This window comes from Burkholderia sp. MSMB1589WGS, from assembly GCF_001636105.1.
Classification (GTDB): Bacteria; Pseudomonadota; Gammaproteobacteria; order Burkholderiales; family Burkholderiaceae; genus Burkholderia; species Burkholderia humptydooensis.
The window spans coordinates 2,356,598-2,375,637 of the sequence record NZ_LNJT01000008.1; the positions used below are offsets into that span (position 1 = coordinate 2,356,598).

The window sequence follows — 19,040 nt, forward strand, 5'->3', positions numbered from 1 at the left end:
ATCAGCGGGGGGAGGCGAGTTCGGGGCGGCCCGGCACGGTGAAGAGCGTTCGCTCGACGTTCGCGCCGTCGAGCTGCGATCGGCCGAGCGCGACGCCGTAGCAGTCGGCGCCGTACAGGTTGCTCGATTGCAGTTGCGCGCCGTCGAGCCGCGCGCGGCGCAGCGACGCGCCGAGCAGGTTCGAGAAGCGCGCGTCCGCATGCGTCAGATCGGCCTTCGTCAGATCCGCGTGCCGCGCGAGCGCGCGCGTCAGTTGCGCGCCGCTCGCGATCGCGCGCGTGAGGCTCGCGCGGTCGAGCGTCGCGGCGTGCAGATTCGCGTCGCGCAGGTCGACGCCGTCCCAGTTCGCGCCGTCGAGCGCCGCGCCGCTCAGGACGGCGTGCCGGAACGACGTCGATGCGTCTGCGCGCGAGCCGCGCAGCGATGCCGAGCGAAGCTGCGCGCGCGACGCCCGCGCGCCGTACCATTCGGCGCCGTCGCACTGCGCGGATGCGAACACCGCATCCGCGAGCGTCGCGTGCTGGAAGTTCGCGCGCGGCACGCGCGCCGACGTGAAATCGGCGGCGTCGAGCGCGCAGCCCGCGAAGCTCGCATGCGCGCCGTCGAGCCGCGCGGCCGCGAGCCCGGTCATCGCGCTCGCGTCGAATTGCGCGTGAGCGCAATGGCTGTCGGCGAGCGACGCGCGCGTGAAGTCGCCGCCGGTGAAATCGGCGCGATCGAGGCGCGCGCGATCGAGCGCGGCGCCGCGAAACGATGCGCCGGGGGCGGACGTATCGACGAAGGTCGCGTCGCGCAGGTCCGCGTTCGAGAAATCGGCGCGCGACAGCAGCGCGCGCTCGAACGACGCGCCGGCCAGCCGGCAGCCGGAGAAGCCGGTGCGTTCAAGGCGCGCATCGCGGAAGTCCGCGCGTTCGAGCGCGGCCGACGACAGATCCAGGCCGCTCAGGTCGAGGCCGGCGAAGCCGAGCCCGCGCGCGTGGCGCTCGATCACCTGCTCGCGCGTGAGCGGTTCCGCGAGCAGCGCGTCGTCGGCCGGCGGCGCGGCGGGGCGCGTCGCCGCGAGGGCGGGGGCGGCGTCGGCGAGCCCGTTCGCGGGCGGTGGCCGGTCCGGCTCCGCCGGCGTATCCGGTTCGACGATCGCTTCGCCGCTGGCGGGCGCGGCGAGCCCGGCCGTCAGCGCGTCGACGTCGAGCGGTGCGTCGAGCGCATCGAGCGCATCGAGCGCGTCCGCGAGGGCTGCGAGCTCAGGCCGGTCCCGCGCGGCCGCCTCCATCTGCGCGCGCGACAGGCCGTGCTGCTCGACGAGCGTGCGGATCTGCGTGTCGGCTTGCCGAAGCAGGTCGGCGAGCGACGATGCGTCGCCCGGCGCCTGCGAATTCGGCGAAGCGGGCGGCGAAGCGGGCGGCGAAACATCGCGTTGCCCGCCGGCCGCCGCCGCGTCGTACTGCGCTTGCCATTGCGCGGTCTGCGCATCGAGTTCCGCCGCGAGCGCGGCGAGCTCGTCCAGGTTCATGTCGGCGGGCGCTTCGCGCGCCGGCAGCAGACGCGCGATGTCCGCTTCGGCGATACCCAGTCCGGCGAGCAGCGCGTCGGTTTGCGCGGCGAGCGCCGCCGCGTCCCGTTCGAGCGCGGCCAGTTCCGGCGCGGGCAGCGGCGCAGGCGATTCCGGCGCTGCCGGCTGTTCCGCGTGCGAAGCCGATGCCGGCCCGGTCGGCGCTCGATCGGCCGCGCGGCCGGCAGCGGCGCGCGCTTCATCGCCGGCGATCGCCGCAGGCGCAGGCGCGGGTGCGGCGGCGGGCGCGAGCGCCGGGCGAGAGCCGTCGTCTTCAGGCACCGGCCGGCCGACGTAAGCGCCGTCGGGCAACGGCGGCGCGTCGGCGCTTTCCCAGCCGGCGATCACGCGCACGACGTCGTCGCCGTCTTCATCGTCGATCGCGGCGAGCGCGCGATACAGGACGATGCCGCACGCCGCGCCGGGGAACAGCCAGACGGTTTCCGCGCGCATCGGGCACGCGTCGATGCGCGCGGCGCCATCGATCGCGCGCTCGACGAAGCAGCGCGCCCGAACGCGCGGCAGCGCGCCGGCGATGACCGGCCGGTCCGCATGCAGGTTGACGAGCTCGATGTCCTCGCCGCCGCGCCAGAATCCGGCGATCCGCTGGTCGCGCGGCGCGGTGTGGAAATGCTCGGCGCGCGTGCCGGCGGGCAGGTGGGGCCAGCGCGCGGCCAGCCAGCGTTCGTCGAATGGCCCGAGATCGCGCGCGCGCTCGGGGGCCGACGGCGGCAGCGCGTGAAATTCGGCGAGCGGTGCTGACGCTCGCGCGTCGACGAGCCGCTCCTTGCACGCCGCGCCGATGCGCGCGCGCACCGCGACCGGCGCGCGCGCGCCGCGTTCGCGGCCCGGCGGCGCATACGCGTCGCCGTAGACGAGAAATTCGCCCGCCGGCTTCGGCAGGCCCTCGTCGAGCGGCCCGTCGAGCCACTGCTGCGCGACTTGCCAGAGCGCGGCCTCCGTCGCGAGATCGCCGGGGCCGGCGGGCGCGCCGGCGCGCAGCGGAAAGCAGGCGAGCGCGCCGATCGACAGCCGGTCGACGCCTTCGAAGCGCAGTGTCCGGCACAGCAGCGCGAGCGACTCGGGTTTGACGATTTTCATGATGGAATCCGAACGAATGCGCCCGTCAGCCGAGCTGGATCAACTGGCCGTCGAATTTCAGCGACGCGCTGCCGTTCAGCTTGACGTTGGTCGCGCGCACGTCGATCGCGCCGTCGCTGCCGAGCTTGAGCGATGCGCTGCCGCAACCGGCCGCGATCTTGCCTTCGTCGAGCTCGACGCTCGATTTGCCCGCCACGACGCCGATCTTCGCCTCGCGCACGTCGAGCTTCGCCTTGCCCTGCGCATGCGCGAGCGTGACGCCGTCGGCCGTCGCGACAAGCCGGTTGCCCTTGAAGCCGAGCTGGGCGCCGGATGCGCTCATCCGCACGGCGCTCAGGTTATTCACGTGTTTCTCGAGCTTTTGCTGGAGGTTGTCGATCTTCAGCGTGACGAGCCTGTGCTTCGCGTTCAGCCCGGCGAGCTTCGCTTCCTTCGCCTTGATCGCGACCGCCGCGACCGCATCGGCGGGCGACGGCGGCGTGGGCACGAGCGCGCTGACGCCGAACGCGTTCTGACGGGTCGACAGCACTTCGTTTTCCGAAATGTCGGCTTCGAGATCGGCGATGTCCTTCACGCAGGCATCGAGATCGCGGCGCAGCCCGATCAGGTCCTTCAGGTCGAGCCTGGTGGCCGGATCGGCCGGCACCGCGAACAGCAGCGTGTCGCTCGCGTGGACGTGCGCGTGCTTCGCCGATTCGACGCCCCAGCGGCCCTTGCCGGCGCTCATCGCGACGCCCGCCGCGCCCGGCCCCTTCGCGTGCGTCGACCATGTGAGCCCGTCGACGGCGAGCGACATCCGCGTCGCGTGCGTGAGGTTCTTCGCGGCGAGGGCGATGCCGTGCTTGCCGAGCGACAGGTCGGCGACGAGCGGCAGCGCCTCCTGCAGCTTCGCGACGTTCGCGAGCAGTGTGCGCGCCGTCGCCATCAGCGCCGTGCTGACGGCGCTCGCGCCGGCGAACTGCGCGGCGGATATGCCGAAGCCCGCCCACGGCAGATCGGCAACCGCGCCGCCGCCCTTGATGAGCCCCGCGGCGGCGGCCGCGGACCCGGCGTTCGCGAGGCCCGACACGATCATGAACTTGCGCACCGTGCCCTTGAGCTTGTCGAGCTGCTTTTGCAGCAGCGCGGATGCGTCCTGCCCGGCGGACAGCCGGATCGCGCCCGTCGCGGACTGCTTGTGCAGCGTCTGCAGCAGCGTCGACGCGCTGTCGTTGATCTCGAATGTCCGGCTGCCGGGCAGCATCCAGCGCAGGTTGCCCTGCAGCGTGGTCAGGAAGTTCGCGCTGACGTCGAGGCTGTTGCGCACGCCGACGTAGACGTCGGTGTTGCCGCCCATCGACACCGAGCACTTGAGCCCGCCCGAGAAGCTGTACGCGTTGCCGAGCGAGAAATCGAACTTGTTGCCGGACGTGAGGAGCGCGAGGCCGCCGCCGGGCCCGACCGCGCCGATGCCGATGTGGTTGTTCGGCGCGTGCAGCCACGTCGCCGCGCCGCTGCCGTCCTTCATGTAGAGCTGGTTGTGCTCGGTCAGAATCCGGTGCGCGGCGGGGTTGCGGCGCGTGACGACGCTGCGGTGCGACGAGTTGGGCACCGCGCCGACGATCACGGGGCGGTCGGGGTCGCCGCCGTCGAAGGCGATCTTCACTTCGGTGCGCTTCAGCAGCGGAAGGTGCATGCCGCGGTCGGCGCCCGCATAGGGCGTGGCCATCCGGATTCGCGCGGAGCCCTGGTTCGCGGGATGCGCGGTGTGCGCGAACGGAAAGCGCACCTTGTACTGCCCGTATTCGTCGAGCTCGGCGAGCTTGCCACCGCCCTCGCCGTCGACGATCGCGCTGATGACGCCCGCCGCGCGCGGCTTCGGCGTCGCGCGCGGCGGCCGGTACTGGACGTCGGCGGCAATCGCGTCGAATTCGGCGCGATAGACGGGCGCGCCCGGCGTCGCGCCGAACGGCGTGTCGAGATCGGGAAACAGCAGGCCCGCCTGCGAGCCGCGATGCGTGACCGCCGTCACCAGATAGCGGCCGTCGAAATCCGCGCGATAGTGGCCCGCGAGCGCGACGAAGCGGCCGGCGCGCAGGCCGGCCGCGGTCGCCTCGCCCGAGAACCGGCGGCCTTCGCAGACGAGCGCCTCGGCGCGCAGCTTCGCGTAGCGCCGGCCTTCGTCCTTCGTGTGGAAATGCTCGTCGCTCGACACCCGCTCGCCGATGCCGTCGCGCGACACGCGCTCGCGCACTTCGAGCGGCAGTTCCGCCTTGCGGTGATTGAAATCGCGCAGCACGACTTCGCGCGGCAGCGGCGTCGCGCGGCACGCGAACGCCTGCACGCGGTTCGATTCGATGCCCGTGTCGAAGTCGGCCGCGGGCAGGTAGCGCAGCGCGAGATCGTCGGCGGGGCCCGGCTGATGGCGGCGGTCGTCGACGATCGCGAGCGTCTCGCGCTTGCCGTCGTGCTCGAAGTAGTAGTAGAGGCCTTCCTTTTCCATCCAGCGCGACACGAAATCGAGATGGCTCTCGTCGTACTGGCAGACGAAGCTGCGCTTGCGATAGCCGCCGCCGTGCCGCAGGCGGTAGTCGCGGCTGCCGAACGACGCGCCGCGCAGCACCTGCTTCACGATGTCGGGAATCGTCTGCTCGTTCAGATAGACGTCGGATGCCTTGTACAGCGACAGCCGCCAGAGGCGCGGCACGAGCGTCGCGCGATAGACGGTGAGGTTGCGAAAGCCGTTCAACTGCTCGAATTCGGCGAGCACGCCGGCATAGCGGGTCGTGCCGGCGTCGCCGTACGGCGGCAGGATCGTGAGCGTGGCCGCGCGGCTCAGCATCTTCGCGAAGTCGATTCGCGGCTGCTCGCTCACGAGCGTCAGCTCGAACCGGTACGGCTGCGAGATCGCGTCGCGGCCGGTCAGGTCGACGACCTCGAACGCGGCGTCGTCGTACGCTTCGCTCGCGAACGTGAAGCGCCGCGCGTTCGCGGGCGGCGCGGCGGCATCGTGTCGGTGGGATGGCAACATCGGGAACTCCTGGGCGGCAGGGGACGTCAGCGCGCGTTGGGCGCGTTGGGCTCATCAGATGCATCGAGCGCATCGGATGCACCCCGCGCATCGCCCCCGGCCGGCCCGTCGGCCGACACGGCGAAGCGGCCGCCGGCGTCCACCGCGACGCGGATCGCGGCCACCTGCGTCGCGTCCGCCGCGCAGACGAGCACGTGCTGCGCGAGCGCGGGCAACACGTGCCGTTGCAGGATGAAGTCGACGTTGCGCGCGCCCGATTCGACTTCGGTGCAGCGCGCGGCGACGTGCGCGACGACGGCGTCGTCGTAGACCACGCGCGTCGCGTGCTGCGCGGCGACGCGCGCCGCGATGCGTTCGAGCTTCAGCCGCGCGATGTCGGCGAGCGCGTCGGGCGCGAGCGTCGCATACGGAATCTCGGTCATCCGCGCGAGCAGCGCGGGCTTGAAATGGCGCGACAGCGCGGGCCGGATCGCCGCGCGCATCGCGTCCGGATCGGGGCGGGCGCCGTGCGCCGCGAGATCGGCGACGGCATCCGCGCCGAGATTCGACGTGAGGAAGATCACCGTGTTCGCGAAGTCGACTTCCTTGCCTTCGCCGTCGGACAGCGTGCCTTTGTCGAACACCTGATAGAACAGGTTCAGCACGTCCGGGTGAGCCTTCTCGACTTCGTCGAGCAGCACGACCGAATAGGGCCGCTGGCGCACCGCCTCGGTCAGCATCCCGCCTTCGCCGTAGCCGACGTAGCCGGGCGGCGAGCCGATCAGCCGGCTCACGTCGTGCCGCTCCTGGAATTCGCTCATGTTGACGACGACGATCGAGCGCTCGTCGCCGAACAGCGCGTCGGCGACGGCGAGCGCGGTCTCGGTCTTGCCGGTCCCCGACGGCCCCGCGAGCAGGAACACGCCGAGCGGCCGGCGCGGATCGCGGACGCCAGCCGCGCCCGTCTTCACGGCCTGCGCGATCTGCCCGATCGCGTGATCCTGGCCGCGGATGCGGCGCCTGAGCGTATCGGCGAGCCGCAGCATCACGTTCGCGCGGTCGCGGCGCAGCTTGCCGGCCGCGATGCCGGTCCAGTCGGCCACGACGTCGGCGATCGCGTCCGGATCGACGTCGATTCGCACGAGCCGCGCGTCGCGTTGCGCGTGCTCGAAACGGCGGGTCGCGTCGGCGTGCGCGCGTGCCGCGCGCTCGCGCGCGTCGGCGTGCGAGGCCGGCTCGGCATGCGCGCGAGAGGCGGCCGCGGCGGCCCCGGCACTCGCATCGACATCGGCGATGTCGGCAACGTCGGCGACATCGACGGCGTCGGCCGCTTCAGCGGCATCCGCTGCAGCCCGGCACGCGCGGCGCGCGCCGACGAGCGCCTGCGCCGCGTCGCGCTGCGCCGCCCATGCGTCGCGCAACGCGTCGGCGCGCGCGGACAGCGCGGCATGCTCGCGATCGATGTCGGCGACGCGCGGCGTGTCCGGCGCGCAGCGCTCGGCCAGTTCCTGCCGCAGTGCGCGCCGCTCGCGCTCCAACGCCTGGATCGCGCGCTGCGCGTCCTCGAGCGCGGCGGGCTTCGTCTGCTGGCGCACCTTCACGCGCGCGCACGCGGTGTCGAGCAGGTCGATCGCCTTGTCCGGCAACTGCCGGCCGGTGATGTAGCGCGCCGACAGCTCGGCCGCGGCGACGAGCGCGTCGTCGCGGATCGTCACGCCGTGCGCGTCCTGATAGCGGTCCTTCAGGCCGCGCAGGATCATCACCGACGTCGCGACGTCCGGGCTGTCGAGCTTCACCGGCTGGAAGCGCCGCGCGAGCGCCGCGTCCTTCTCGAAGTGCTTCTTGTATTCGCTCCACGTGGTGGCCGCGATCGTGCGCAGCTCGCCGCGCGCGAGCGCGGGCTTCAGCAGGTTCGCCGCGTCGGACGCGCCCGCCGGGCCGCCCGCGCCGATCAGCGTGTGCGCCTCGTCGACGAACAGCACGACGGGCGTCTGCGACGCGCGGATCTCGGCGATCACGCGCTTGAGCCGCTGCTCGAATTCGCCCTTCACGCTCGCGCCCGCCTGCAGCAGCCCGAGATCGAGGCCGAGCAGCGTCGCGCCGCGCAGCGTCGCCGGCACGTCGCCTTCGGCGATCCGCAGCGCGAGCCCCTCGACGACGGCCGTCTTGCCGACGCCCGGCTCGCCGACGCACACCGGATTGTTCTTGCGCCGCCGCGCGAGGATGTCGACGATCTGGCGGATCTCCGCGTCGCGGCCGAACACCGGGTCGATCCGGCCGGCGCGCGCTTTCGCGGTGAAGTCCTCGCAATAGCGGGCGATCGCGCTCGGCGCATCGTGCGCGTCGTTCGCATCGCCCGGCGCGGCGTCGCGCGCGGCGGGCCGGCTCGATTCGATCGATTGCGCGCATGCGCCGCTCGCAAAGCGCGCGACGAGCGCGTCCTTGCGCAGCGACTGCAGCACGTCCTCGCCGCCGGGCGACGGCTGCCGCGCCGCGCGCGCGACCGCGGCGGCGAGCACGGCCGCCGAGCGGATGTGCGTCTCGCCGAGCTCGAGCGACGCGATCAGCCACGCGTCCTGCAGCAGCGCGAGCAGCGACGGCGCGAAGGCGGGGCGTGCGCCGCCGCCCGCCGGCCGCGCATCGAGCGCCGCGTCGGCCTGCCGGCGCAGGCGCGCCGCGTCGGCGCCGCTCGCGCGCAGCAGCAGCGCGACGTCGGCCGACGGCTCGTCGCACAGCCGCGCGAGCAGGTGCTCGACGGCGACGTCGTCGTGCCGGCGCGCGACGCAGGCGCCGACGGCGTTTTCGAGCGCCGTCCGGCAATAGGGGTTGAGCTGTTCGATCAACGGTTTCAGGTCAACCAGCAGCATGATGGGGTCTCGCTTGATCAAAGAGGGAGGGCGGAAGACGGAATTCGGGCGACGCCGCGCGTTGGGGCGCCGGCCCGCCCAGCCACGCGTCGAGCCCGACGCGCGACCATGCGCGGCCGCCGCAGCGCGCGGGCAGCGCGTCGCGCGCGCGCACGCGGACCACGACGTCGACTGTGAACGGCTGCGTCAGATAGAGACGCGCGAGGAACCGGAGCCGGCGGAACGCTTCGCCGCCCGGCATCAGCGCGCGGAACAGCGGGCCGGGCACGTCGCCGAGCACGATCCGCAACCGGGCGCCGTCGTCGCGCATGTGCGTGCCGACGCGCGCGTCGACGCCGAGCCGATGCGCGCGCGCGCCGACGCGGGTGCGCTGATCGCCGGGAATCGGCAGCCACTGCGGCACGCACGGCTCGATGTCGACCGTCGCGGGCGCGAACGCATCGGCGAGCAGCGCGCGCAGCCCGGACGCCGAGCGCGGCCGCTGGCTCAGCAGCCCGACGTAGCGCAGCAGCGCGTGCGCGTGCAGGCCCGCGTCGCGCGCGACGCGCGCATCGACGCCCGCGAGCGCGTAGAGCGGGCGCAGCGCGTTCTCGTCGCGCTCCTCGACGATCCGCAGCGACAGCCGATGCTTGAGCCAGGCATCGAACAGCAGCGGATAGAGCGCGCGATGCAGCACGTCGAGGAAGCTGCGCGCCGCGTGGCGGCCCTTGAACGCTTCGTCGATCAGGTCTTCGGTATAGAACGTCGGCAGCGGCGACGACACGCCGTACAGCCCGAAGAAGTTCGCGACGACCCGGTAGCCGCCGTCCTCCGCCTTGTCGATGCGCTCGATGTCGGTGTCCGGAAACGACAGCGCGAGATTCGGCCGCGTGTGGATCGGCATCCGCGCGTCGGGCCTGCACGCGGCCGCGTCGCGCCGTTCGCGGACGATGCGCCGCAGCAGCCGGATCGCCTGGAAATACGCGAAGTGCTTCGCCTCGCCGAGCAGCACGGGTTCTAGAGCAGGCATTGCGCCCCCATCCTCGGCGGCCACGCGAAGCGCCCGCCGTCGGGCGACGCGTCGATCTCGACGCGCGTGTACGTGTTGAGCGCCGCGTATTCGGCCAGAAAGCGCTCGAGCACGCAGCCGAACAGATACAGCTCGCCCGCGCCGCCGAACGCGTGCGCGCGGCAGCGCAGCGCGACGTGCTGCCCGCTCAGCATCCGCTCGCCGACGATCCGCGTCTCGGCGCGCACGTCGACCGATTCGATGCCGTCGATGCGGCGGCGGTCGGCTTGCGCGCGCGCATCGTCGCCGTGCTCGCCGAACGCGTGGAGCGCGAGCATCTGCTTCAGGTTGTCGACGTTGCCGAGTGACAGGAAATTCAGCGCGAGATGGCCGATGGTCCGCCACAGCAGCGGCTCGCCGAGCGGCGGATCGAGCGGCGGGCTCACCGGCGCGATGTTCGCGAACGCGAAGCGCTCGGGCGAGCTGTCGGTCGAACGGCACACGTCGCCGATCTTCAGGCGCGCGGGCAGCGCGCCGTTCGTGCACGACAGGCCGATCGACAGCGTTTCCGTCGCGAGCGCCTCGCCGGGCGGATACGCGAGCGCCAGATGGACGTCGTGCCCGCGTCCGTCGAGCGCCGCGCGGCGAATCAGCCGGTAGCTCGCGGCGTCGCCCGCGACACCCGCGTCGCCCGCGTCGCCCGCGACGCCGAACGGAACGTAATGCCGGTCAACAGGATGGCCGGGACGATAGCCGACCACGCGATCGACCGAGTGTATCCGGCAATGGCCGTGCGCGTCGCCTTCGGGTTGCAGCCGGTAGTCGGTCGCGCGATGCTCGTGCTGGATCGGCACAGCCTCGTGCGCGAACAGGTTCAGCGCGGGGGCGACGTTCAGCCGGAAGCTGTCGCGATCGATGCCCGCCAGCCAGTCGGGGGCGCAATCGAGCGCGAGCCACACGCTGAACTGCGCGCCCGAGCGCGCGGCGCGCCAGCGCTCGAGGCCGCTCAGCTCGACGAACAGGAATTTCTCGGCGAACGCGAAATACTCGTGCAGCAGCCTGAAGCCGGGGAACGCGCGCTCGGGGCAGGGCAGCAGCGCGTCGTCGAAGCCCGCCGGCCGCAGCGCGCGGCTGCCGAGCGCGCAGCGCGGGCCGGGCCGATCCGGCGGGCCGCATGCGATGTCGACCGATGCGACGTGCCGCATCAGGAGCGCGAACAGCCGGCTCGCGTGCAGCCGCTCGCCGGCGACGAACAGGCGAATGCGCGCCGCATCCCATTCGCTCGCGTCGATGCCGAGCATCTCGAAATCGAGCCGCAGCGCGGGCCCGCCTTCCGCGGGCGGCACGAACCGGCAGCCGGCGAGCGCGACCGGCTCGACATCGAGGCTGCCGCACGTGCGGAACCGGCAGGCCGTGCCGTCGACGGGCGTCGATTCGATCTCGGTGCCGGCCGCGATCACCGCGCGCTCGCGCAGCGCGCCGCGCGGCTCGAACGCGATCAGCGTCGCGGCCGGAACCGGGCAGAGCGAGTGCGGAAACAACAGGTTCGCGAGCGCCTGCACGAGCTCCGGCAGGCCGTCGTCGAGCTTTTGCCGCGCGAGCCCCGTCAGAAACGCGACGCCTTCGAGCAGCCGCTCGACGTCCGGGTCGCCCGACGGCGCGCCGAGCATCGGCGCGAGCAGCGGGTACGCGCGGCCGAACTCGGCGGCGAGCTCGCGCAGGCGGACGAGCTCGTCCTCGTAATAGCGATTCAGCGTGGTGGTGGTCATGATGGACGCGCGGCGAAATCGCGCGCGCTCAGCAAATGGTTCGGATATCGATCTTTCCGTTGCCGCCGACGGTCGTCAGAAAGCGCGCCGGCACTTCGCGCGCGTCGATCACGAGCTGCGCGTCGAGACTGAAGTGCAGCGTCGTCGCGCCGGGCGCGCGCTCGGCGAGCGCGATGCGCGGCGATTTCAGCCGCGGCTCGTAGCACGCGATCACGCGCTCGATCTGCGCCTCGATCTCGCGGGCGGACCCTTGTGCGAAGCCGCCCGCGAGATTCGTGAAGTCCGGCACGCCGAAGGCCGGATCGATCGGCACGTGGCCTTGCCGCGTGTTCAGGATGCGGCGCAGGTGATCGATGATCGAGCGCGTGAGCGCGTCGGCGCGAGGCAGGCGAGCATGCTCGCCGCCCGCCTCCCAGTCCGCGATGCGTTCGAGCAGGCGACGCCCGCCCGTCGGCCGGCGCGCCGGCGGGCGCGCGCTCACTTCTTCGGTGTGAGCCATGAGTCTTCGGCCTCGATGCCGTCCAGCACGTAGGTCCACGTGATCTTCTCGTAGGTGAACGACACGTCTTCCATGTGACTGAGCTCCTTGTTGTCGAGCACGAGGCAGTTCGGTGTCCACGAGCGGATTTCCATCAGGATCGCGTTCTCGAGCTTGACCGTGTAGTAATGCTCTTGTTTGCCATCCTTATTGATCCGCCAGTACTCGAGCACGACCGACTTCATGTGCTCGCCGGACGTGAGCGCCTGCGCCAGCTTCGGCGACGACTTGTCGATCTCCTTCGTCAGCATCATCGGCCCGTGAATTCGCGGGCCGGTCGGCAGGCCGGTCTGCAGGTTCTTCGGGATCTCGATCTTGTGCTCGACGCCCTGGACGAGAATCTTGTTCTCGTGGCCCGCGATGGCGCAGGAGCCCTCGATGTTGCCCTGGGTTTCCCCTTCGAGCGTGAGATAGCACGGCATCGGCATGGTGAATTCCTCCTGATGTGGCGGCGCGCCGCGCGGCGCGCCGGATTGACGAACGCCGCAGCCCGACGCGGGGCCGCTGACGTGAAACGATTATTGGCGGCGCGGATTGGTTTTTCGTTTCGGCGCAGCGCCCGAACGTCACGGATGAAACATTCGGCGCGCAAGCGCCGAGGTCCGCGCGCCGTCAGCGCTTTTCGAGCTTGCCGACGAGCGACAGCGTGAACGACGCGCCCATGTACTTGAAATGCGGCCGCACCTTCATGTCGACGCGGTACCAGCCCGGCTCGCCCTCGACGTCCGACACGAAGATCTCCGCCTGGCGCAGCGGCCGGCGGCTGCGCACGCCCTCGGTGGGGTTGTCCATGTCCGCGACGTACTGGCGGATCCACTGGTTGAGCTCCTGCTCGAGATCGCCGCGCTCCTTCCACGTGCCGATGTTCTCGCGCTGGATCACCTTGATGTAATGCGCGAGCCGGTTGACGACGAAGATGTACGGCAGTTGCGTGCCGAGCCGGTAATTCAGTTCGGCTTCCTTGACTTCCTTGCCGATGCCGAAGAATTTCGGCTTTTGCGTCGAATTGGCGGAGAAGAACGCGGCGTTGTCGCTGTGCTTGCGCATCGTGAGCGCGATGAAGCCCTGCTCGGCGAGCTCGAACTCGCGACGCTCGGAAATCAGCACGTCGGTCGGGATCTTGTTCTGGATCTCGCCCATCGCCTCGTATGCATAGAGCGGCAGATCGGCGACCGTGCCGCCGCCCTTCGGGCCGATCACGTTCGCGCACCAGCGGTAGTCGGCGAAGCTCGCGGTGAGCCGCGTCGCGAACGCGAACGCCGCGTTGCCCCACAGGAAATCCGCGTCGCCGCCATCGACGCGCTCGTCGTAGTTGAAGCGCTTGACGGGCGTCGTGTTCGCGCCGTACGGCAGCCGCAGCAGGAAGCGCGGCAGCGTGAGGCCGACGTAGCGCGCGTCCTCGCTTTCGCGAAACGCGTTCCACTTCGCGAATTGCGGCCCCTCGAACAGCGACGCCAGATCCTTCACGTTCGGCAGCTTGCCGAACGAATCGATGCCGAAGAACGCGGGGCCCGCCGCCGCGACGAACGGCGTGTGCGCCATCGCCGCCGTGCTCGCGGCGTATTGCAGCAGCTTGACGTCCTGCGCGCCCGGCCCGAACGTGTAGTTCGCGACGATCGCGCCGATCGGCTGGCCGCCGAACTGGCCGTACTCGGCCGTGTAGACCTTCTGGTACAGGCCGGATTTCGTGATGTCGGGCGAATCGTCGAAATCGTCGAGGAGCGCCGCCTTGCCGACGTCGAGGAACTGGATCCTGATGTTCTCGCGGAAATCCGTGCGCTGGACGAGGAACTTCAGCGAGCGCCACGTCGATTCGAGCTGCTGAAAATCCGGATCGTGGAGGATCGCGTCGACTTGCCGGCACAGCTTGCGGTCGATCTCGGCGATCATGTCGTCGATCGTCGCCTGGCTCACGGTCTCGATCGGGCGCTTCGGTTTCGCCAGATGCGCGACGAATGCCTGGATGCCTTGGCGCGTGATCGGATACGCGTCCTCGTCGCGCTTCACGCGCGCGGCCTCGATCAGCTCGTCGAGCAGCGACGCGGGGGAGTCGGGCGCCGCCGCGTGCGGCGCGTCGTCGTTCTTCGGGGATTGCAGGTGTTCGCCTTCCATGGTCGTCTGTTCCGTGTCGCGGTTCATTGGTCGTCGAGGCCGAGTTCGGTGAGCAGTTGCTTGCGCGCGCCCTTGTCGGCGACGATCTCCTGGATGCGCCTGCGAAAGCCCGGGATGTTGCCGAGCGGGCCCTTCAGCGCCTTCAGCGCGTCGCGCAGCGCGACGAGCTGCTTCAGTTCGGGCACCGTCTCGACGATCGCGTCGGGCGAGAAATCGTCGATCGATTCGAAGCCGAGCGCGACGGCCAGGCGTTCGTCTTCGCCCGCCTGATCGTCGAGCAGGTTCGGCACGCTCAGCGCGAGCCGAAGGCGCTGCGCCTTCATCACATCGTTGAAGTCGTCCTTGTCGACGTTCACGGGCGCGAGCTCCTCGAGCGGCGGCTTGTCGTCGGCCGTCGAGAATTCGCCGAGCACGAGCACCTTGAGCGGCAGCTCGACTTCCGCTTTCGCGCCGCCCGTGGCCGGGCGATAGACGATGTTGACCCGCTCTTTCGGCGCGACGGATCCGTTCGTTGTCATGTTGGGTTCTCCTCTTCGTTGTCGCTCGCGGGCGACGGTCGTGTCCGGATGCGCGCGGCGTTTTGCATGAAACGCTCAAAAGCCGCACCGGCGGGGCCAGTATCGAAGGAAAGACGGAACCGGCGTTAGCCGCCGGGTTCCAATTTTTGGTCGCCGCGTGCCGCCTTCGTTGCGGATGAAAAGAACGGCGCGACGCATCGCCAAGATCGATTGATGTCCGAAACAAAGACGGTTTAGTATTCGCCGACCGCTGAGACCTATGCACGAAAATTCCATCGATGCCGGCCCGCCCGCGCGCGCCCGGCCCGCACGCATCAAGCAGGCGTCGCGCCGCGCGCCGCGCCGCGGCGATCGCGCATTCGCGCCGGGCGGCGCGCTGAACGCGGCGGGGCTGCTGCTGCTGCTGTTCTACGCGAATCATCTGCTGACGCGGCCGGGCGCATGCACGTCGCTCAATCACACGCTGTCGGCCGTCGTGTGGCCCGCCCCGGTACTGGGCATCGCGTTGCTGCTGCATTGCCGGCGGCCGCTCGCGTGGGGGCTCGGCGTGGTTTCGCTGTTCGTCACGCTGCTCGCCGCGGGTTCGCTCGACTGGGTGCCGTGGCGCGTCGACGCGCTGTTCGCGGCCGTCAACGCAATCGAGGCGATCGCGGGCGCGTGGCTCGCGCGGCGCTACGTGAGCCCGGGCGGCGGCGTGGACACGCTGCGCGGCTTCGCGATGTTCGTGCTGCTGTTGCCGCTCGGCATGGCGGCGATGCATGCGACGCTCGCGGCGGCGATCCTGTCCGTGTGGCTGAACGATCGCGAGTGGCTGAACGAATGGTCGCGTGCGTATGCGGCAAACGCGCTCGCATTGCTCGCGTTGCTTCCGGCGCTTCTCACGTGGAACGCGCGCGCTTGCCGCGCGGCGTGGTCGCGCAGCCGGAATCAGTTGCCCGCGCTCGCGACCTTCGGTTCGCTGTGCTTCGCATCGATATGGGGCGACCAGGCCGAGGTCGCGCGCGCGTTGCTCGCGCTGTCGTTGTGCTGGGCCGGGATCGAGGGCGGTCTCGTGCTCGCGTCCCAGCTCAACGCACTCGCGGCGATCGCCCTGATCGCGATGACGCTCGGCGGCCGCGGGCCGTATGCATTGCATTACGACGGTCACGGCGTCTGGGCGCTGCAGGTCGATCTGATCGGCGTCGCGATCCTGTCGATGTGCATCGCGATCGCGACGGGCGAGCGACGCCGGCTCGCGCGGCAGATCGAGCGATCGCGCAGGTTCGAGTCGCTCGGCTTCTTCGCGGGCGGGATCGTTCACGACTTCAACAACGTGCTGACGACGATCGATTGCCATGCCGAATATGCCTCCGATCGGCTGGCGGACGGCGCGCGCGCGGACGAGTCGATCGACGAAATTCATCGCGCGGTCGAGCGGGGGCGCGATCTGACGACGCAGATCCTGCTCGCCGCGCGCCGCGGCGAACCCGTGCTGACGCGGGTGAGCGTCGACGAGGTCGTCGACGACGCGCTCGCCGCGATGCGCGCGGCCGCCCTGCGCGGCATCGAGATCGTCCGTTGCGGCGATGACGCGTGCGGCGACGCGCGGCGTGACGACGCTCGTCACGTCGTATTCGCCGATCGCAGCCAGCTCGCGCGCGCGGTCATGAATCTCGTCGGCAACGCAGTGCGCGCGGCGCGCGCGACGGTCGTCGTGCGTGTCGGCGCGAACGACGGCGGCGCGCCGGCCGCCGATGCATTCGATGTCGCGATCGGCGAGCCGTCGGTGCCGGGCGGCGTATGGATCGAGGTGAGCGACGACGGCGACGGCATCGGCGTCGAGCCGCTCGACCGCATCTTCGAGCCGTTCTATTCAAACCGGTCCGGCGCGCCGGGCACGGGGCTCGGCCTGGCGATCGTCGCGGGCGCGGCGATCGCGCATCGCGGGCAGATCGCCGTCGCGACGGATCGCGGCGCGGGCAGCCGCTTCAGGCTCACGTTGCCCGCGGCGCACGGGACGGGCGCGTCGGGCGCACCGGGAGAAGCGGACGCCGGCGCGCGCGGCGCAGTACAGGAGAAGAAACGATGAATGCGACAAGATCGCCGGCGGTGCTCGTCGTCGAGGACGACGAGCCGTTGCGGCGCGTGCTCTGCAATTACCTGTCGGGCCACGGCATGGCCGTGGACGGCGTGGGGACGGCAGCCGCGGCCGCCGATTCGGTCGAGCGGCGCGAATACGAAATGGTGCTGCTCGACCTCGGTTTGCCGGATGGAGACGGCATCGACGTGCTGCTGCGCTGGCGCGATTCGCAGCGCTTTCCGCTCATCTGCGTGACGGGCCGAAGCGAAGAGGCCGATCGCATCATGGGCCTCGAATTCGGCGCGGACGATTACGTCGTGAAGCCGTACTCGCTGCGCGAGGTGCTCGCGCGGATGCGCGCGCTGTGGCGGCGCGCCGAGCCGTCGACAACGCCCGTGCGGCGCGGCAGGCATCCGCGCGCATACCGTTTCGACGGCTGGACGCTGAACATGAACACGCGCCGGCTGTCGACGCGCGACGCGCAGGACGTTCCGCTGACAGTCGGCGAATTCAATCTGCTGGCGTTTTTTCTCGGCTCGCCGTCGCGCGTCGTCACGCGTGCGCAGTTGCTCGAGTGCACGCGCGCGTTCGACGACGTGTTCGATCGCGCGGTCGACGTGCAGATCTGGCGGCTGCGCAAGAAGATCGAGAAGAATCCGAAGCATCCCGAACTGATTCGAACGGAGCGCGGCGTCGGCTACTACTTCGCCGCGACGAACGTGGAGACGCTATGGGAATGAGCGAACGGCCTCGGCCGGGCGGCGCGGCGCCGGTTGCGCGCCCGCCCGTGGATGTCGACGCGCTTGCCGCGCTGGGGCGCACGGACATCGATCCAGCCGCGCCCGCGGGGGCCGACGTGCGCGCCGACGCGCGGTTCGATGCGCTGCACGCGGAACTCGCGAAGCTCGCATCGCCGGGCGCGAGCGGGCACGTCGACTGGCGCTCGGCGATGAATCTCGCCGCCGGGCTGCTGCGCGATCGAGGCAAGGATCTGCTCGTCGGCTGTTATCTGGCGGGCGCGCTGCTGCAGATCGGCGGCGCGGCGGGGCTGCGCTGCGGGCTCGAAGTCGTCGGCGATCTCGTCGAGCGTCATTGGGACGCGATGTCGCCGCCGGTGGCGCGGATGCGGGCGCGGCGCGGGGCGCTGCAATGGCTGCTCGATCGCGTCGACGCGACGCGGGACGCCGGCGCGGCCGCATGCGGCCGCGCTTGTCCGGCCGAACTGGTCGGGCAATTGCGCGCGGCCGCGCGGCGGATCGATGCGCTGCTGGCGGAGCGCGACGACGACGCGCCGACGATGCGCGCGGTGAATGCGTTCGCGGACCGGCTGCCGGTCGAGCCAGTCGAGTCGGTCGAGTCGAACGCGATGGATGCGCCCGTCGAGGTGGGCGAGACTTCCGCGAGCCTCGCGGCCCGCTCCACCGGGCAGGCATCAGTCGAGCCGGCCGATCGCACGGCGCTGCGCGCGAACGCCGACGCCGCCCGGCAACCGGCGTCGCTCGCCGATGCGGCCGGCCGCGAGCGCGCGCTCGCCGATGCGCTCGCGCAACTGCATCGCATCGCAGCGGCGTTCGCGCAAGCGGACTGGACGGACGTGCGCGGCGTCCGGCTGCGCCGCTTCGCGTGCTGGTCGAGCGTGCACACGCTGCCGGACACGGAAGCGGACAGCGGACGGACGCGGATCGCCGCGCCGAATGCGCAGATCGTCGACGTGGCGAAAGGCATCGACGTGCAAGGCGAGCCCGCGGATGCCGTCCGCTTCGCCGAAGAGCACGCGCAGGCGTTCCCGCTCTGGCTGGATCTACAGCGGATCGCCGCGCGCGCGCTCGCGCGCGGCGACTGCGCCGACGCGCAACGCGAGGTGGAGGCGGCGGTTCGTGCGCTGCTCGCGCGGCTGCCGGGTCTCGATGCGCTGAAATTCGCGGACGGCACGCCGTTCGCCGACGACGCGACGCGCGCGTGGCTCGCCGGGCTTTCCGTGCAGGGCGGCGCGCGGAATGCGGCGGCGCCGCTTTCGTCTTCGCCGTCCTTGCCGATGACGGGCGACCCGGATCGTGCGCAGGGCGATGCGCGCGAAGCGGCCGCCGACGACGCCATCGATCGTGCGAGCGCGCTCGCCGCAAGCGGCCGGATCGATCTCGCGCTACAAGCGATTCAGCAAGCGATCGATCGCGCGCCGGGCGCCGAACGCCGGTTGAGGGCGCGCATCCGGTTGTGCGAGCTCGCGCGCGATCATTGGGCGCATGAGATTCCCGACGCGTTCGCGCGCGGCGTGATCGAGCCGATCCGCCGGCACGACTTGCTCGCATGGGACTCCGAACTGGCGCTCGACGGCTTGTCGGTCGCGTATGCGCTGCTGATTCGGCGCGATCGAGATTCGGCGCATGCGCGGACGGTGCTCGACGAGATCGCGGGCGTCGACGCGGCGCGGGCGATGCGTTTGTCGATGTGAAGGGAAACGCGCGGGACGCGGCGCGGCAGGGCGCTTGCCCGTGCATGCGCCGAGCGTGCCGATGCGAAGCTGTGTCGTTCGCTCGCGTAACGGGG

The 19,040-nt window shown here is 71.1% G+C and carries 12 protein-coding genes; 3 read left to right on the forward strand and 9 right to left on the reverse strand.

The annotated features are described in order from the left end of the window. Nucleotide 1: 1 nt before the first annotated feature. The 9 genes from WT16_RS27610 to tssB form a co-directional block, all read right to left on the reverse strand. Nucleotides 2-2,653: a type VI secretion system accessory protein TagAB-5 gene (locus tag WT16_RS27610; RefSeq protein ID WP_063534684.1), complete on the reverse strand. Its 2,652-nt coding sequence runs from the start codon at nucleotides 2,651-2,653 to the stop codon at nucleotides 2-4. 25 nt (nucleotides 2,654-2,678) lie between these two features. Then, nucleotides 2,679-5,663, reverse strand: a complete 2,985-nt coding sequence (tssI, locus tag WT16_RS27615; protein ID WP_063534685.1) for a type VI secretion system tip protein TssI/VgrG — start codon at nucleotides 5,661-5,663, stop codon at nucleotides 2,679-2,681. Nucleotides 5,664-5,689: 26 nt separating this feature from the next. Further along, the gene (tssH, locus tag WT16_RS27620; protein WP_063534686.1) at nucleotides 5,690-8,509 is read right to left on the reverse strand and encodes a type VI secretion system ATPase TssH; all 2,820 of its coding nucleotides are present in this window, start codon (nucleotides 8,507-8,509) and stop codon (nucleotides 5,690-5,692) included. After that, nucleotides 8,496-9,518 carry a type VI secretion system baseplate subunit TssG gene (tssG, locus tag WT16_RS27625; RefSeq protein WP_059930422.1) on the reverse strand — a complete coding sequence of 341 codons (1,023 nt, stop codon included), beginning with the start codon at nucleotides 9,516-9,518 and terminating at the stop codon, nucleotides 8,496-8,498. The genes tssH and tssG overlap by 14 nt, the downstream gene beginning before the upstream one ends. Continuing rightward, a complete protein-coding gene (tssF, locus tag WT16_RS27630; protein WP_063534687.1) occupies nucleotides 9,506-11,266 on the reverse strand; it encodes a type VI secretion system baseplate subunit TssF in 1,761 nt (586 codons plus the stop codon). Before tssF ends, tssG begins: the two co-directional genes overlap by 13 nt. A gap of 28 nt (nucleotides 11,267-11,294) precedes the next feature. Continuing rightward, nucleotides 11,295-11,765 (reverse strand): type VI secretion system baseplate subunit TssE, encoded by a 471-nt coding sequence (gene tssE, locus WT16_RS27635; RefSeq protein ID WP_063534688.1) that lies wholly within the window; start codon nucleotides 11,763-11,765, stop codon nucleotides 11,295-11,297. Continuing rightward, complete coding sequence (locus WT16_RS27640) at nucleotides 11,744-12,232, reverse strand: Hcp family type VI secretion system effector (RefSeq protein WP_009915381.1); 489 nt, start codon at nucleotides 12,230-12,232, stop codon at nucleotides 11,744-11,746. Before WT16_RS27640 ends, tssE begins: the two co-directional genes overlap by 22 nt. A 184-nt stretch (nucleotides 12,233-12,416) precedes the next feature. Beyond that, entirely contained in the window at nucleotides 12,417-13,943 is a 1,527-nt protein-coding gene (gene tssC / locus WT16_RS27645) for a type VI secretion system contractile sheath large subunit (RefSeq protein ID WP_197486519.1), read from the reverse strand. After that, nucleotides 13,940-14,434 carry a type VI secretion system contractile sheath small subunit gene (gene tssB / locus WT16_RS27650; protein WP_063534689.1) on the reverse strand — a complete coding sequence of 165 codons (495 nt, stop codon included), beginning with the start codon at nucleotides 14,432-14,434 and terminating at the stop codon, nucleotides 13,940-13,942. Before tssB ends, tssC begins: the two co-directional genes overlap by 4 nt. A gap of 259 nt (nucleotides 14,435-14,693) precedes the next feature. On the opposite strand from tssB, the gene WT16_RS27655 reads away from it, so the two are divergent. The 3 genes from WT16_RS27655 to tssA are packed head-to-tail and all read left to right on the forward strand — an operon-like array spanning nucleotide 14,694 to nucleotide 18,945. Next, nucleotides 14,694-16,502: an ATP-binding protein gene (locus tag WT16_RS27655; RefSeq protein ID WP_063534690.1), complete on the forward strand. Its 1,809-nt coding sequence runs from the start codon at nucleotides 14,694-14,696 to the stop codon at nucleotides 16,500-16,502. After that, a complete protein-coding gene (gene virG, locus WT16_RS27660; protein WP_009915376.1) occupies nucleotides 16,499-17,233 on the forward strand; it encodes a response regulator VirG in 735 nt (244 codons plus the stop codon). The genes WT16_RS27655 and virG overlap by 4 nt, the downstream gene beginning before the upstream one ends. Next, entirely contained in the window at nucleotides 17,224-18,945 is a 1,722-nt protein-coding gene (gene tssA, locus WT16_RS27665; protein WP_063534691.1) for a type VI secretion system protein TssA, read from the forward strand. The genes virG and tssA overlap by 10 nt, the downstream gene beginning before the upstream one ends. Nucleotides 18,946-19,040: the final 95 nt, after the last annotated feature.

What these genes read in the sequence shown, in the direction of transcription:
- tssH (WP_063534686.1), bottom strand. Translation starts at nt 8,509, where the DNA reads ATGCTGCTGGTTGACCTGAAACCGTTGATCGAACAGCTCAACCCCTAT.
- tssC (WP_197486519.1), bottom strand. Translation starts at nt 13,943, where the DNA reads ATGAACCGCGACACGGAACAGACGACCATGGAAGGCGAACACCTGCAA.
- tssE (WP_063534688.1), bottom strand. Translation starts at nt 11,765, where the DNA reads ATGGCTCACACCGAAGAAGTGAGCGCGCGCCCGCCGGCGCGCCGGCCG.
- tssF (WP_063534687.1), bottom strand. Translation starts at nt 11,266, where the DNA reads ATGACCACCACCACGCTGAATCGCTATTACGAGGACGAGCTCGTCCGC.
- tssG (WP_059930422.1), bottom strand. Translation starts at nt 9,518, where the DNA reads ATGCCTGCTCTAGAACCCGTGCTGCTCGGCGAGGCGAAGCACTTCGCG.
- tssI (WP_063534685.1), bottom strand. Translation starts at nt 5,663, where the DNA reads ATGTTGCCATCCCACCGACACGATGCCGCCGCGCCGCCCGCGAACGCG.
- WT16_RS27655 (WP_063534690.1), top strand. Translation starts at nt 14,694, where the DNA reads ATGCACGAAAATTCCATCGATGCCGGCCCGCCCGCGCGCGCCCGGCCC.
- tssB (WP_063534689.1), bottom strand. Translation starts at nt 14,434, where the DNA reads ATGACAACGAACGGATCCGTCGCGCCGAAAGAGCGGGTCAACATCGTC.
- WT16_RS27640 (WP_009915381.1), bottom strand. Translation starts at nt 12,232, where the DNA reads ATGCCGATGCCGTGCTATCTCACGCTCGAAGGGGAAACCCAGGGCAAC.
- tssA (WP_063534691.1), top strand. Translation starts at nt 17,224, where the DNA reads ATGGGAATGAGCGAACGGCCTCGGCCGGGCGGCGCGGCGCCGGTTGCG.
- WT16_RS27610 (WP_063534684.1), bottom strand. Translation starts at nt 2,653, where the DNA reads ATGAAAATCGTCAAACCCGAGTCGCTCGCGCTGCTGTGCCGGACACTG.
- virG (WP_009915376.1), top strand. Translation starts at nt 16,499, where the DNA reads ATGAATGCGACAAGATCGCCGGCGGTGCTCGTCGTCGAGGACGACGAG.